14 protein-coding genes are annotated in these 14,699 nt (G+C 66.0%); 6 read left to right on the top strand and 8 right to left on the bottom strand.

Going from position 1 to position 14,699, the window contains the following annotated elements:
- Nucleotides 1-47: 47 nt before the first annotated feature.
- Both QM590_RS01665 and QM590_RS01670 read right to left on the bottom strand, forming a co-directional pair.
- Nucleotides 48-692, bottom strand: coding sequence for a response regulator (locus QM590_RS01665; protein WP_269593536.1), 645 nt, complete (start codon nt 690-692; stop codon nt 48-50).
- Entirely contained in the window at nt 689-1,810 is a 1,122-nt protein-coding gene (locus QM590_RS01670; RefSeq protein WP_269593535.1) for a histidine kinase, read from the bottom strand. The genes QM590_RS01665 and QM590_RS01670 overlap by 4 nt, the downstream gene beginning before the upstream one ends.
- 136 nt (nt 1,811-1,946) lie before the next feature.
- Here QM590_RS01670 and QM590_RS01675 point away from each other — a divergent pair, with 136 nt between their 5' ends.
- The 6 genes from QM590_RS01675 to QM590_RS01700 are packed head-to-tail and all read left to right on the top strand — an operon-like array spanning nt 1,947 to nt 6,831.
- Nucleotides 1,947-2,678, top strand: coding sequence for an ABC transporter ATP-binding protein (locus tag QM590_RS01675; protein ID WP_269593534.1), 732 nt, complete (start codon nt 1,947-1,949; stop codon nt 2,676-2,678).
- Entirely contained in the window at nt 2,675-3,451 is a 777-nt protein-coding gene (locus QM590_RS01680) for an ABC transporter permease (protein ID WP_269593533.1), read from the top strand. Before QM590_RS01675 ends, QM590_RS01680 begins: the two co-directional genes overlap by 4 nt.
- Before the next feature lie 23 nt (nt 3,452-3,474).
- Nucleotides 3,475-4,251 (top strand): alpha/beta hydrolase, encoded by a 777-nt coding sequence (locus QM590_RS01685; RefSeq protein WP_411741262.1) that lies wholly within the window; start codon nt 3,475-3,477, stop codon nt 4,249-4,251.
- On the top strand, nt 4,252-4,593 hold the full coding sequence (locus tag QM590_RS01690) for an MGMT family protein (protein ID WP_269593531.1): 342 nt from the start codon (nt 4,252-4,254) through the stop codon (nt 4,591-4,593). It begins immediately after the preceding gene.
- Complete coding sequence (locus tag QM590_RS01695; protein ID WP_269593530.1) at nt 4,590-5,036, top strand: PaaI family thioesterase; 447 nt, start codon at nt 4,590-4,592, stop codon at nt 5,034-5,036. The genes QM590_RS01690 and QM590_RS01695 overlap by 4 nt, the downstream gene beginning before the upstream one ends.
- A 13-nt stretch (nt 5,037-5,049) precedes the next feature.
- Nucleotides 5,050-6,831, top strand: coding sequence for an NTP transferase domain-containing protein (locus QM590_RS01700; RefSeq protein ID WP_269593529.1), 1,782 nt, complete (start codon nt 5,050-5,052; stop codon nt 6,829-6,831).
- Here the strand turns inward: QM590_RS01700 and QM590_RS01705 are convergent.
- The 6 genes from QM590_RS01705 to QM590_RS01730 form a co-directional block, all read right to left on the bottom strand.
- Complete coding sequence (locus QM590_RS01705; protein WP_269593528.1) at nt 6,785-7,513, bottom strand: sirohydrochlorin chelatase; 729 nt, start codon at nt 7,511-7,513, stop codon at nt 6,785-6,787. The two genes, QM590_RS01700 and QM590_RS01705, sit on opposite strands and share 47 nt — an antisense overlap.
- A complete protein-coding gene (locus QM590_RS01710; protein ID WP_269593719.1) occupies nt 7,513-8,694 on the bottom strand; it encodes a uroporphyrinogen-III synthase in 1,182 nt (393 codons plus the stop codon). The genes QM590_RS01705 and QM590_RS01710 overlap by 1 nt, the downstream gene beginning before the upstream one ends.
- Nucleotides 8,695-8,714: 20 nt before the next feature.
- Nucleotides 8,715-9,107, bottom strand: coding sequence for a nitrite reductase small subunit NirD (nirD, locus tag QM590_RS01715; protein WP_094642301.1), 393 nt, complete (start codon nt 9,105-9,107; stop codon nt 8,715-8,717).
- A 121-nt stretch (nt 9,108-9,228) separates the two neighbouring features.
- Nucleotides 9,229-11,724, bottom strand: coding sequence for a nitrite reductase large subunit NirB (nirB, locus tag QM590_RS01720; protein ID WP_094642302.1), 2,496 nt, complete (start codon nt 11,722-11,724; stop codon nt 9,229-9,231).
- A 61-nt stretch (nt 11,725-11,785) separates the two neighbouring features.
- A complete protein-coding gene (locus QM590_RS01725; RefSeq protein ID WP_094642478.1) occupies nt 11,786-13,177 on the bottom strand; it encodes a nitrate/nitrite transporter in 1,392 nt (463 codons plus the stop codon).
- A 237-nt stretch (nt 13,178-13,414) separates the two neighbouring features.
- Entirely contained in the window at nt 13,415-14,656 is a 1,242-nt protein-coding gene (locus tag QM590_RS01730; RefSeq protein WP_269593527.1) for an MFS transporter, read from the bottom strand.
- Between the last annotated feature and the right edge of the window lie 43 nt (nt 14,657-14,699).

The raw sequence follows: 14,699 nt of genomic DNA on the forward strand, positions 1-14,699 counted from the left end.
CGAGCCACCGACACATCGGCTGCCGCCCGGACCGATCGCCGGCCCGGTCAGTCGAGCAGGCCGTCCCGCAGCGCACGCAGAACTGCGCTCGTTCTGTCGTTCGCACCGAGTTTGAGAATGGCCGACGACATGTGGTTCTTGACGGTTCCCTCGGCCAGATGCAGTGCGTCGGCTATCGATCTGTTGGTGTATCCGCTTGCGACGAGCCGTAGGACGTCGATCTCGCGGGCGGTGAGTGTGTCGGCGACTCCGACGTCGCTCGGGCCGTGTTTCCCTGCCCGAAGAGCGTCCAGCAGTCTTTCGGTGATGGCGGGTTGTGCCAAGGTGCGCCCGGCCGCGAGTTCACGTACGGCACCGCCGAGCCGCTCGAAGGTCACGTCCTTGAGCAGGTAGCCCTTCGCGCCCGCACGCAGCGCCCCGAGCACCAACTCGTCGTCGTCGAACGTCGTCAGAACCAAGACCGGAACCCGAATTCCTCTGTCCTGCAAAGCGCGTAGCGTCCACAGTCCGTCGAACCGCGGCATGCGTAGGTCGAGCAACATCACATCGGGAGGATCGAGTTCGATCGACGCGACCGCAGCGGCACCGTCGTCCGCCTCATCGGTCACCTCGATGTCGGGGGCCAGGTCGAGCAGGCTGCGGATACCCTGCCGAACCAGAGTGTGGTCGTCGACGATCAAGACCCTGATCACGGTGCGGGCACCGTCGCATGGACCGCGAACCCGCGATCGACCGAAAACGTGACCGTGCCGCCCAGTCCTTCGATGCGCTCTCGGATTCCTTGCAGCCCGTGCCCCGGCTCGAAATCGGCCGTCGCCCGGCCGTCGTCGCGCACCGAGACCGACAGCGCACCGGTCGGATCCGCAGTTATCTCTATCCACATCTCGTCGGCATTCGCATGACGAATGGTGTTGGTGATCATCTCCTGCACGCAGCGGACCACAGCCACCGCGCGAGCCTCGTCGACCCTGATCTCGGGGTCGACCGTCAGATGCACAACGGGTTCGGGCAGCTGCGCAACCAGACGATCGAGCGACTCCCCCAGCACCGGAGTCCTGGCGCGCACCTCGCCGACCGTCGACCGAACGTCGCCGAGCAGGTCACGTGCGATGGATTGCGCCCGAAGGACGTGCTCGCGCGCAGGCTCGGGTACCCGGTGGGACGCTACCTCGAGTTCGAGACTCAGTGCGGTGAGCTGATGACCGAGCACGTCGTGCAACTCTCGTGCGATGCGCAATCGCTCGTCGGCACGGGAGGAATCGTCCAACAACGCACTGGCAGTTCGCAGTTCGGCGTGCGCGACCGCCAGTTCCCGACGCAGCCGAGCCTGTCGCAGCTGTGCGGTCACCGACAACGCACTGGCCACCTGCAGCGCCCCGTAGATCGACGTGATCAGCGCGATCTCCGAGATCCGTCCACCCCGGATCGCAACCGACACCCCCACGCAGCAGGTGTACACCGCAACGACGACCGCCACCGAGAGACCGGTCACCCGATACACGGCGAACGTCGAGGTGAACACCAGCAGGATGGGCAACCAACCCGCCGTCGGGGCGGTCAGCACCAGAATCGGTGCCAGTACCACCTGTGCGCCGAAGCACGCGCGCACGAGACGATCCGGCAACCGGTCTTCCCACCACATGCCTGCGGTCTGCACGAGCAGAAAGACCACGAACAGCGCAGCCCAGACCCAGCGGGGAACCGCGAGACCGTCGGCGATCGACCGATCGAAGACGACGAGAGCGCCCATCGCGACCGCGAGCGCAGACACGAACGCACCGGCCAGAACGTCGGGTCCGAGGCGTCTCATTCTGTCGACTTTATCGCCCATTTCGTCCGCACACCCCTGCCGAAAGTCACGATCACCATCGGTGACCATCGGCACCTGTGCGCAGGCCACGGCCGATCTAGCGTCGAGATCGAGACCATCGAGAAGGGAGCATCGGATGGCAGCGATCGACGTTCGAGACATCACCCAGCGGTATCGGGGACGGACCGCCGTGGCAGGCGTGCGCCTCACGGTCGCCGAAGGCGAGACGCACGGCCTGCTCGGGCGCAACGGTGCCGGCAAGACGACCCTGGTCGAAACCGTTGCAGGCCTTCGCAGGCCGAGCTCCGGTGCCGTACGAGTTCTGGGACTCGACCCCTTCACCGACCGCGATCGAGTGCGCTCCGTGCTGGGAGTACAGCTGCAGTCCAACGACCTGCACACCGCGCTCACCGTTGCCGAACTGGTCGATCTGTTCGCCTCCTTCCACCGTCGACCCGCCGATGGAGACGCTCTCGTCCGTGCTGTCGGCCTGCACGAGCACCGCCGGGTGCGCTACGAACGGTTGTCCGGAGGCCAGCAACAACGGTTGTCGGTCGTCCTCGCGCTGATCGGTTCCCCTCGGGTGGTCCTGCTCGACGAGCTCACCACCGGACTCGACCCGGATGCACGACGCACCGTGTGGCGACTGATCGAGGACCTCCGCGCAGACGGTGTCACCATCCTGCTGATCAGCCATCACATGGACGAGGTACACCGCCTGTGCGATCGCATCACCGTCCTCGATAGAGGCTCCGTGGTGGCCACCGGCACACCGGATTCTCTGATCTCCGACGCCGGCCTCGGGGGCGACCACCGAGCCACCCTGGAGGACGCATTCCTGACGCTGACCGAACGGAGCTCGGCATGACCGCACACGAGATCCACGCTGCACCTCGTCCAGGCCTGCGCGCCACCGGCGCGCTCGTGCGGGCCGAAATGCGCATGGTGACCCGGGACACGGCAGGCCTGATCGTTCCCATCGCCCTCCCGGTTCTCGTACTGGTGATGAACGGCTCGGGTACTTCGGCGGAGATCGTCGGACCCGGCACGATCACGGCATTCGATCGGTTCGTACTGCCGCTTGCCCTGACCATGATCATCGCTGTCATCGGAATCGTGAACATGCCGAGCTTTCTTGCGCTCTATCGCAAGTCGGGCGTACTGAAGCGACTGTCGACGACACCGATCCGACCGACGCAGGTACTGGCTGCGCAGGTGATCACCAGCGCCGTCCAAGCGACACTCGCAATCGGCATCGCTCTGTCCACTGCTGCCATGCTCTTCGGAATCACGCCCCCGCACAACCCGATCCTGGTTGCCGCCGTTCTGGCGCTCGGTGCCGCGGCGATGTACTCGCTGGGGATCGTCGTGGCTGCCGTCGCACCCACAGCGAACTCGGCCGTCGCGATAGGCCTGACCCTGTTCCTCGTTCTCGGTGCAGTCGGCGGGCTGTTCGGACCGGTCGCGGATCTGCCCGGTCCGGTTGCGGCCATCGGCGAGGTACTTCCCTTCGGTGCCACCGTCAGTGCGCTGGGATCTGCCTGGGCCGGAACGCCTGTCGACATCGGCGGACCCATCGGACTCGTGGTCACGGTGATCACCGGAACCGCCTGCGCGGTCCGGTTGTTTCGCTGGTCCTAGCGCGATACGGCATAGTGGTCGACGTGACCGAGTTGAATCTGCATACGTTCGGACCCGCAGACGGTCCCGAAATCCTCGCCGTCCACGGTGTCACCGGACACGGTGCCCGGTGGTGGGACCTCGCCGAGAACCACATTCCCGAGGCCAGGATTCTGGCACCCGACCTCATCGGCCATGGGCACTCCCCGGCCACACCGCCCTGGGACATCGACGCGCAGGTCACTGCGCTCAAAGCCGTGCTCGACGCCCATGCGCGTGGACCGGTCGTGGTCCTCGGCCACTCGTACGGCGGCGCGCTGGCCGTGCACCTCGCGCAGAGGTTCCCCGAGGCTGTGCGGGCGCTGATTCTGCTCGATCCCGCGATCGCGTTGCCGCCGGAGGATTTGCTCGAGGTGGCCGAGGCGACCGCGAAATCCCCCGACTACACCGACGCCGACGAGGCGCGCTCGGAGAAGATCCACGGGGCGTGGGCGGATGTGCCCACCGAATTGCTCGATCGTGAGGTAGCCGATCACCTGATCCCCGCCGACGGCGGGAAGGTCGCTTGGCGGATGTCGATTCCGGCCATCATCGCGACGTGGGGTGAGCTCGTTCGTCCGATCGTGGTTCCCGCCGAGAGTGTCCCGACCATCGTGGTGCGGGCCATGCGCGTCGAACCCCCCTATGTCACAGAGGAATTCCTCTCGGCGCTGCGAGACAAGCTCGGTGACAACCTACGAACGGTCGAACTGGACTGCGATCACATGGTCGGCCAGGCCAAGCCGGTCGAGGTCGCCGAGCTGGTGCGATCCCTGCTGTAGATGGCCCCGATCACCGAAGCCCAGGTCGAGAGAGTTCGCGCGTTGGTCGCGTCGATCCCCCCTGGATTCGTGGCCACCTACGGAGACATCGCGGCCGCCGCCGACCTGTCGAGTCCACGCATCGTCGGATGGATCATGCGCACCGATTCCGCCGACGTGCCCTGGCATCGAGTCCTCGGCGCGAGTGGAAGGCCCGCCCCGCACCTGGCCTCGAGACAGCTGGAGACTCTGCGCAGCGAAGGCGTCCCGAACCACGACGGGCGCGTGCCACTGAGCTCGATTCGATTCGACTTCGGGGCGCTCCCACCGCCATCGCCGCCGACCACTAATCTCGGAGAATGAACATCAGGGACGCACTCGAGCAGTTCGATCCACGCCCCACGGCGAAGTTCGCGCTGTCGAAGGCGAGCAGCTTCGTCGCCTCCGCCGGTCTCGTCGTCGACGAGGTCTCGGGCACCAGGGTGGCCGGGCACATCGAGTTGACGGACGAGCACTTCACGCCCTGGGGGGTCGTCCACGGCGGCGTCTACACCACTGCCGTCGAGAGCGCAGCGAGCATCGGTGCCAGCGAGGCGGTCAAGGAGCGCGGTGAATTCGCAGTCGGCGTACACAACGGCACCGACTTTCTCCGCGCCAGCAAGGGCGGCCGCGTCGACGTTGTCGCAGAACCGTTGCAGCAGGGCCGTGTTCAACAACTGTGGCTGGTCACGATCACCGCCTCCGACAGCGGAAAAGTCATAGCACGCGGGCAGGTTCGCCTGCAGAACGTGCCGCTGCCGACATGACGGAGCTCGCAACGTGACGCAACCGGTCTGCGACGCGATCGTCCTCGCCGGCGGTCGAGGGTCGAGGATGGCAGATCCCGAGAACCCCGCTGCGCCGCACGAGGTCGACAAACCTGCCATGACCGTCGGCGGGCGCCGTATGGTCGACATCGCCGTGGATGCGGTAACGATTTGTCGCACAACGATTCTGGTGGGTCCGACCCGTGCCGGAGTGCCCGATCACGTGGTGCAGACTCGCGAGTCCCCCGTGGGCGGCGGCCCGGTCTCTGCACTCGCCGCGGGCCTGCGATCACTCGACGACTGTGCGGAAGGCACCGCGGATCTGGTGGTGGTCATCGCGTCGGATCTGCCCTTTCTCGACGCCGCGACGGTCGAGTCGCTGATCGGTGCCGTATCGCGCTCGCACACCGACGCCGTATTCGCCCGCGACAGTGCCGGTCGTACGCAATTCCTGCTGGGAGTGTGGCGGCACGCCGCGTTGCGTTCCGCGCTGGCACAGCTGGATTCAGTGGAGGGCGCGCCGATGCGCACGATCCTTCCTGCCGATCATCTGGTGATCGCGGTGTCCGGTATCGACGACTGCGACACCCCCGCCGATCTTCTCGCCGCCCGTCTGGCCGCACAGCAGCCGGAGACGCTCGAGGTGAGCGACGCACTCGAACGCGTTCGGAGCCGACTCCCTGCGATGCCGATCCGTCGAATTCCCCTGCAGGACAGTGCCGGCACCGTACTGGCGGAACCGCTTATCTCTCGAACCGCGCTGCCGGCAGTCGACATCTCCGCGATGGACGGCTACGCCGTGTGCGGCACCGATCCGTGGACCCTCCGGTCCGACATCGCGTACGCCGGCACCTCCGACATCGCCCCACTCACCGAAGGAACGGCCGTGCGCATCGCGACGGGCGCAGCCCTTCCGCCCGGAGCGACATCGGTGGTGCGCGACGAGCACATGACCCGCGAGTCCGACGGTTCTGCTCGACGCATGCCGACGGCACCGCAGTCCGACGACACGCGTCGACGCGGTGAGGACTGGCTGCCCGGTACCGAACTCGTCGCAGCCGGCACCCCGATCGATGCGGCCGTACGATCGCTCGCTGCCAGTGCAGAGGTGTTCGAGGTGGCGGTGCGCGGTCCGGTACGCGGACGAGTAGTCATCAGCGGCAACGAGATTCGATCCACCGGGCCACTCGCCCCTGGCGAGACCAGGGACGTGCTCGGGTCGGTGTTGCCGGAGTACCTGGCGCACTGCGGCATCACCGTCGTCGACGTGACGCTGCTCGAGGATTCTGCGACGGGGTTTCGAGACGTGCTGACCCGCACTCGGGACGTGGACGTGATCATCGTCGTCGGGGCGACCGGAGGCGGGGCAGCCGATCAGCTCCGCGCGACCCTCGCAGGCATCGATGCCGAGACCGTCGTCGGGCGAATGCGCGTGCGTCCCGGCGGTTCTCAGATCACCGCGGCGTTGCCCGACGGCACAGTGGTACTCGGCCTACCGGGCAATCCGCTGGCGGCTGTCGGTACCGCGATGCTCGCCGCGCCCGCCATCGTCGATGCCCTGACCGGGAGAACGGTACGGCCACCGCGGATCGGCCTGTTGTCCAATGCTGCCGAGGTTCGATCCTCGACGCCTCGCATAGTCCCGGTCACCGCGGACGGCACACGGTGGCGGGCAGATATCCGGGTCCGCACGGCGCACCTGGCGCACCTCGTCGGCCGCGACGCACTGGCTGTGATCCCGGCCGAGGTCAGCGCCGACGAGCCGGTGACAATTCTTCCGTTGCCGCACCACTAGTTTCACCGAGAGATCGAACACCCTCGCGGTAACGCGCGACCACGAGATCGACGATCGCGGCATGCACTCCGAGCGGTGCACCGACGCCGTCGGCTCCGGCGTCGGCCAGACGGTTGTGAAAGAGGCCGCGCGCCAACAGATACGACGCCACGAACACCCGTGTGTGCCCGGTTTCTCGCAGAGTCGACACCGCGTCGGACACGGTGGGGGTACTCGTGGCGACGTAGCCGATACGGACCGGAACTCGCGTGATATCGGCCAACATCGCCGCCGCGCGCCGGTGTTCTTCCAACGCACGAGCATCGGACGATCCTGCTGCAGCGAGCACGATCGGATCACCCGAGCGCCACCCGGCGTCACGGAGTCGATCGACCATGACTTCCGCCAGTACCGGATCGGGTCCGAGAGCGCGGGTGACGGCGACGGACGTGTGAGCGCTGTCGGCGATCTCTCGCGGCACATCGGTGTGCACGTGGTAGCCCGACGCGAGGAAGGCGGGAACCACGACAGCCGAGCCGGCAGTGTCGCGCAGCACCTCGGCCGGTGACGGCCCGAGTACGTCGACGAATGCCACGCGCGTGGTACCGATCTGCGCCGACACGGCATCGGCGAGTGCGGCGACCATCTCGACACCACGGGGGTTTCGAGTGCCGTGTGCAACCAGAACAAGAGTCGGTGTCATCAGTACTTTCCCCCTTCTACGACGGCCACTCGATCAGCCGGTTCTTCGGAATCGCAGTCCGTTTCGGTCTCGATGTGATCGAGTGCGATGCGATAGCCACGCTTGACCACGGTCTGGATTGCTTTCGGTGCACCCAGCGAGGACCTGAGTCTGGTCATCGCCGTTTCCACCGCGTGGGTGTCGCCCCCTCCGCCGGGCAGGGACGCCAACAGGTCCTCGCGGGAGACGACGCGTCCTGGATTGCGCGCCAATGTCTTCATCAACGCCATGCCTGCTGGGGACACCGGTCGAACTTCACCGTCGACCACCACGCACTTACCGCGGACACTGACCACGTGTCCGCCCGCATGCAGCCGACCGGTGCGCCTCGGTAGTTCTTCGGCGATGTGCCGCGCGAGTGCCCCCAGACGCGCCCGTGTCGGCTGTGTGGTGGCCACGTTCAGCTGTTCGAGGGGCGCGGCCGTCACCGGCCCGACGCACACCGGCAGCACCCTCGATCGCATCGACTGCAGCAAAGGCTCGAGCACGCCGTTCTCGTCGGCGCGCATCAGCATCGACGCCACCGCCGGTGCCGAGGTGAAGCTGAGGGCATCGAGATCACCGACGATGACGGCTTCGATCATGCGGGACATCGGGCTCTGGTCGTCGGGCGCTGTCCAGCGATACACCGGCACCGGCACCACCTCGGCTCCCGCGCAGCGCAACACCTCGCAGAAATCGGGGACCGGCTCCCATTCGGTGGTCGCGCCGTGCAGCTGCACGGCGATGCGTTTGCCCTCCACCCCTTCGGCCAACAGATGTTCGAGTACCTCCGCCGAGGACTCCGAGGCGGGCGACCACTCCTCGCGTAGATCGGCCGCTCGAATGGCTCCTTTCGCCTTCGGACCGCGAGCGAGCAGCCGGGACGCACCGAGTGCCCGCCCCAGTTCTTCTGCCTGCCCCCACCCGTCCGCTGCCTCGACCCAGCCACGAAATCCGATTCCTGTTGTGGCCACGGTTATTTCGGGTGGATCAGCGATGACGGCGGCGGTGACGCGTTCGAGCTCGGCGTCGTCGGCCAGTGGGATGATGCGAATAGCGGGGGCATGCATCACGGTGGCCCCGCGCCGCTCGAGCAGAGTCGCGAACTCCTCGGCCCGACGCGAAGCGGTGATCCCGACGGTGAACCCGACCAGAGGCATTGCAGCCCCTGCAATTTCGCTCACGTAGATCCGCCGCGGACGAGCACGACGCCCTCGACGCAGGAGACCTCGAACGATCCGAGGGTGACCTGCGGGTCATCGAGGCAGCGCCCGTCGGCCAGCGAGAAAACCTGCTTGAGCAGCGGCGATGCGACGGTGGGTTCGCCCCCTCGGTCTCCCACCAGTCCGCGTGACATCACTGCTGCACGCCCGTACGGATCGATGTTGCCCACCGCGAACAGTCGTCCGTCGTCGAGCAGAAACAGCGCCGCCTGGGTGCCGCCTCGCAGGAGCACCGCTACCCCGCGCCCCGGAATCAGCGCGTCGAGCGTGCAGGCCGGGGTCCAATCACGAGCGATGTCGTTCGGTACCGCTGATGGTGACTTCACTGCTGACGAATCGATGACAGTCATGGCGTACCTCCTGATCAGCTATTCCACGTTGCTTGTGTTTCTTGGCCGTTAAGTCGCGATTACTCGTCTGTGCACATGCACTCAGTCTCGTGACCTGCCGGTTGTCAGCTCACGTATCGGCTCACGCGCCCACACGTGGCATTCCCATCAGCACGGGCACCTTGCGCGCGCCGGACTCGTCGAACGCGATGGTGGGGTCGGACTCGTCCGGAGCATTGACGAAGGAGACGAACCGACCGAGCTTCTCGTCGTCTTCGAGCACGCCGGCCCACTCGTCCTTGTAGCCGGCGACGTGGCGTTCCATGTCGGCTTCGAGCTCGGCACCGATGCCGAGACTGTCCTCGCACACGACGGCTCTGAGGTGGTCGAGTCCCCCGTCGAGCGATTCGAGCCACGGTGCCGTGCGCTGCAGCCGGTCGGCTGTACGGACGTAGAACATGAGGTAGCGGTCGATGTAGCTGACCAGGGTGGCATCGTCGAGGTTGGACGCGAGCAACTGCGCGTGCTTGGGCGACTGACCTCCGTTACCGCCTACGTAGAGGTTCCAACCACCCTCGGTCGCGATGATCCCGACGTCCTTGCCGCGGGCCTCGGCGCATTCGCGAGCGCAGCCCGAGACGCCGAACTTGATCTTGTGCGGCGACCGCAGACCTCGATAGCGGTTCTCCAGATCGACGGCCATCCCCACCGAATCCTGGACGCCGTAACGGCACCAACTCGATCCGACGCAGCTCTTGACCGTCCGTAGCGACTTCCCGTACGCCTGGCCCGACTCCATCCCGGCGTCGACGAGGCGCTTCCAGATCGCCGGCAACTGCTCGACGCGGGCACCGAACATGTCGATGCGCTGCCCTCCGGTCACCTTCGTGTAGAGCCCGAAATCGCGAGCAACCTCGCCGATGACGATGAGCTGTTCCGGAGTGCATTCACCGCCCGGCATCCGGGGCACCACCGAGTAGGTGCCGTTCTTCTGGATGTTGGCCAGGAAGTGATCGTTGGTGTCCTGCAACGACGCCTGCTCGCCGTCGAGAATGTGGTCGGAGGACGTAGACGCGAGAATCGACGCGACGACAGGCTTGCAGATGTCGCAGCCGGTTCCCGAGCCGTACTTGGCGATCAGCGACGAGAAGGTGCGGGTGTTCGTGGCCCGGACGATCTCGTACAGCTCGGCCCTGGACTGAGCGAAGTGCTCGCACAACGACTTCGAGAGGACCACACCGGACGCGGCGAGCAACGACTTGATCGAGGGCAGGCATCCGCCACAGGTGGTGCCCGCGGTGGTGCAGCTCTTCACGGCCGCCAGGTCGCAGGCTCCGTCGGCTATCGCCGAGCAGATGGCCCCCTTGCTCACACCGTTGCACGAGCAGATCTCGGCGTCGTCGGGCAGTGCACCGATGCCGACCTGCTCGGCGGCTGGTGAGATCAGAGCGCCCGGATCGCCGGGCAACTCGCGACCGACCAGTGGCCGCAACAGCGAGTACGCGGAGGCGTCGCCCACGAGGATGCCGCCGAGCAGAGTCTTCGCGTCGTCGGTGACGACGAGCTTGGCGTACGTGCCTTTGGGAGCATCGCTGAACACCACTTCGAGAGCGCCCGGCGTTGCCGCCATCGCGTCGCCGAAGCTCGCGACGTCGACGCCCATCAGTTTGAGCTTGGTGGACATGTCGGCACCCGGGAATTGCGCTGCGCCGCCGAGCAATCGGTCGGCCACGACCTCCGCCGTCGAATACCCGGGAGCGACCAGTCCGTAGCACCGACCCTCGACCGCAGCACATTCACCGATCGCGTAGACGGCAGGATCGGAGGTACTGCAGCCGATGTCGACCATGATGCCGCCGCGCTCACCCACCTCGAGGCCACTCTCGCGTGCCAGTCGATCCTGGGGACGCACACCGGCGGAGAACACCAGCAGCGCGGCGTCGATGGTGCTGCCGTCACTCAGTTCGACCGTCAGACCGGCGCTGTCGTTCTCGGAGATCGACGACGTGCCGACTCCCACATGTACGTTCAATCCGAGTTCGGTGACCAGACGCGCCAACAGCGCGCCGCCGCCCTCGTCCACCTGCAGCGGCATCAATCGTGGAGCGAACTCGATGACGTGCGGGGTCATGCCCATCTTCTTCAGCGCATTCGCCGCTTCGAGACCGAGGAGGCCACCGCCGACCACCACACCGACGGCGCCCGGGCCTGCGGCGTCGGCGCGGGCACGGATCTTGTCCAGGTCGTCGAGGGTTCGGTAGACGAAGCACGCGGGCAGGTCGTGTCCGGTGATCGGCGGCACGAACGGGTAGGAGCCGGTGGCGAGGACGAGAGCGTCGTACTCGACCGTGTCCCCCGCCGAGGTCACGACGGTGCGGTGGTCGCGGTCGATGCGATCGGCACGTACTCCGGTGCGCATCTCGACGAGGGTGTCACCGGGATAGTCGTTGCCCGCCAGAGCGAGTTCCTTGTGGTCCCAGGCACCGACGTAGGACGACAGTCCCACCCTGTCGTACGCCGCCAGTGCCTCCTCGCACAGCACAGTGACCTTCCACTCGGCCGCCTCGTCGCGCGCACGCAACGCTTCGACGAATCGGTGTCCGACCATCCCGTGACCTACCACTACCGCGTTCTTCATTGCGGGTCCTTCCGATCTACGTTGCCGTGCAGTGTGTTTCGTTCTCGCCGGTGATGGATCCTCAGACTGCTACCGGCGCGTCGGCGTCGGCGGAGTTGGTCTTGCGCAGGTAGATCGCCCAGGTGACGATCGCGCAGACGATGTAGAAGGCAAGGAACACCCAGAACGCGGTGGTCGCGGATTTCGCGGTGCCCGAGTACGACGCCCGAAGCACCAGGTTGATTCCGACGCCGCCGAGAGCGCCGATCGCGCCGGCGATTCCGATGAGGGCACCGGACATCTTGCGCGACCAGTGCTGCTGCTCGTCGACGGTCATGCCCTGAAGCTGAGCGGATTTCGCAGCGAAGATGGCGGGGATCATCTTGTACACCGATCCGTTTCCGAGGCCCGAGAGCAGGAACAGTGCGATGAATCCGACGACGAAGAGAACCATCACGGTGCCGCTGGCCGCGCCGGGAGTCGAATCGTCCCAGGTACTGGCCGCAACCAGAATCCCGGTGGCGAACGTCATGGCCACGAATGTGTACAGGGTGATCTTGCCGCCACCGATCTTGTCGGCGAGCTTGCCGCCGAACGGACGCGACAGCGATCCCAGCAACGGTCCGATGAACGCGATCTGAGCGGCCTGCAGCGATGCCTGCGCCTGTTGAGCGGGAGTCGCCGGTGCTCCGTCGGTGAGTCCGGCGAGGAAGTTGATCTGCAGGACCTGCCCGAACGCGAAGCTGAAGCCGATGAACGACCCGAACGTGCCGATGTACAGAAAGGCGATCCACCACGAGTCCGAGAACTTCAGCACGTCGATCATGGAGCGTCCGTTGGTCTTCTGGTTGTCCAGGTTGTCCATGTACAGCGCGGCACCGACGGCGGCCAGCGCGATGAAGACGAGATAGACGGCGCACACGATCTCGGGGGCGGTGTTGCCGATGGTGGCGATGACCAACAGGCCGATGAGCTGGATGACGGGCACACCGATGTTGCCGCCGCCCGCATTCAAGCCGAGCGCCCACCCCTTCTCGCGTTGCGGATAGAACGCGTTGATGTTCGTCATCGAGGACGCGAAGTTACCGCCGCCGAGTCCGGCGAACGCCGCAACGATGATGTAGGTGGTGTACGACGCCGGGTTGAGCATGAAGTACATGGTCAGCACGGTGGGGATCAGGAGCACCAGAGCACTGAAGATGGTCCAGTTACGGCCACCGAACTTGGCCGTGGCGAAGGTGTACGGAATGCGCAGGATCGCGCCGACGAGGGTGGGGACGGCCACCAGGAAGAACTTGCCCGCGGCGTCGATGCCGTAGACCGACAACGGCATGAACAGCACCATCACCGACCAGATCGACCAGATCGAGAATCCGACGTGCTCGGCGATGACCGACCAGATCAGATTGCGCTTGGCGATCTGCTTGCCGCCGGCCTCCCAGGCCTCGACGTCCTCGGAATTCCAGTGCGCGATGTGATGGTTGACGGAGACGGGAACTGTTCCGGGTGGAACAGTCGCCGTGGTGGCTGAGCCGGCATCTGCCGAAGCGCTGCGAGAAAGGCTGGTCACGTGTGGCCTCCTGATCGGTGTGTGAACCGAACATAGGAAAGCCATGTTGCCGCGGCGCTGCGCGCGATGACTCGTTGATTAACTTGGTCTCACGTGCCGTCGAGCACCGACGTGAGCTGAAGCGTCAACGGTCGCCGTGCGTCACCAGGTGTCTTCGAGCATCCTCGGTCGGCAGCACAGGAACCCTCCGACCAGCAGAACCGCCACACACCCGGTCAGCAGCACCAACGAGAGTCCCCACCCACCGGACTGCGTGTGCAGCAGCCCGAACAGAATCGGACCGGTCGAGGACACCACGTAACCCAGTCCCTGAGTGAACCCCGACAGCGAGGACGATCCCACCGCGGTACGCGTCCTGAGGTTGATCAGCGTCAGCGACATCGGGAAGGTCATCGTGCCCAGCCCGACCAGGCACACCCACACGACCGTACCGGCGGCAGGCGACCAGTGCAGACCCGAGAAGCCGCCGAAATAGCAGACCGCGGCGACCACCACGAGGCCGAACGGATTACGCACTCGCGCACAGAGAGTCGGTGCGGCCAGCGACGTGACCAAACCCATCGCGCCGAAGGCCGCGACAGAAGCACCGGCCAAGCCTTCTCCGATCCCCGCATCGATCAACAGCGTCGGCAACCAGGTGAGCATGGAGTACGTGATCAGGGAGGTCATTGCGAACATCATCACCATCCCCCACGCCAGCGAGGATCGATGAATTCGGCCGCTCGGTTCCACGCGCACCGCGGCCGATCCGGACTCGGCCGAGACGTCCTTCTCGTCGTGGCCGCGTCGGGCCACCACCACACCGAGCCACGGCAGTGCGGCCGCGACGCCGACCACGGCCCAGATCCCGATGGACACACGCCATCCGTGCGCGTCGGCGATGGGTACCGCGAGCAGCGGCGGGACCATGGTGCTGATCTGCATGACGCAGATGTAGACGGTGCTCACCACAGCGAGACGATCGGAGAAGTACCGCTTGACCAACGGCGGGATGACGACGTTCCCGATTCCCATTCCCGCGAGGGCGATCGCGGACAGGGCGAGCAACGAGGTGGTGTTCGGCGCGAATGCACGGGTGGCCATTCCGATGGTGGTCAGTGCCATGGCCAGCAGCGCAGCTCGCTCGAGACCGGTGCGCTTGGCGAGAAACGGTGTTGCCAGACCGAACACGGCGAACATCGCCGGGGGCAACATTCCGACGACGCCGACAACCGTGTCGCCGAACTCGAGGTCGGTGCCGATCCTGCCGAACAGCGGGCTGATCGAGGTCACTGCCGCCCGCAGCGTCAGTGCTGACAGAACGATTGCGGAGAAGACGAGAATTCGCCCGCGCAGGAGCGAGGTACCGACGGTTCGGGCGGCGGGGACGGTAGGCGCACTCACCGCGTAATCATAGGATGACCGGATCATTGGGTGCAAAGCATTA

The sequence above is a fragment of the Rhodococcus sp. IEGM 1372 genome (genome assembly GCF_030056835.1).
Classification (GTDB): domain Bacteria; phylum Actinomycetota; class Actinomycetes; order Mycobacteriales; family Mycobacteriaceae; genus Rhodococcoides.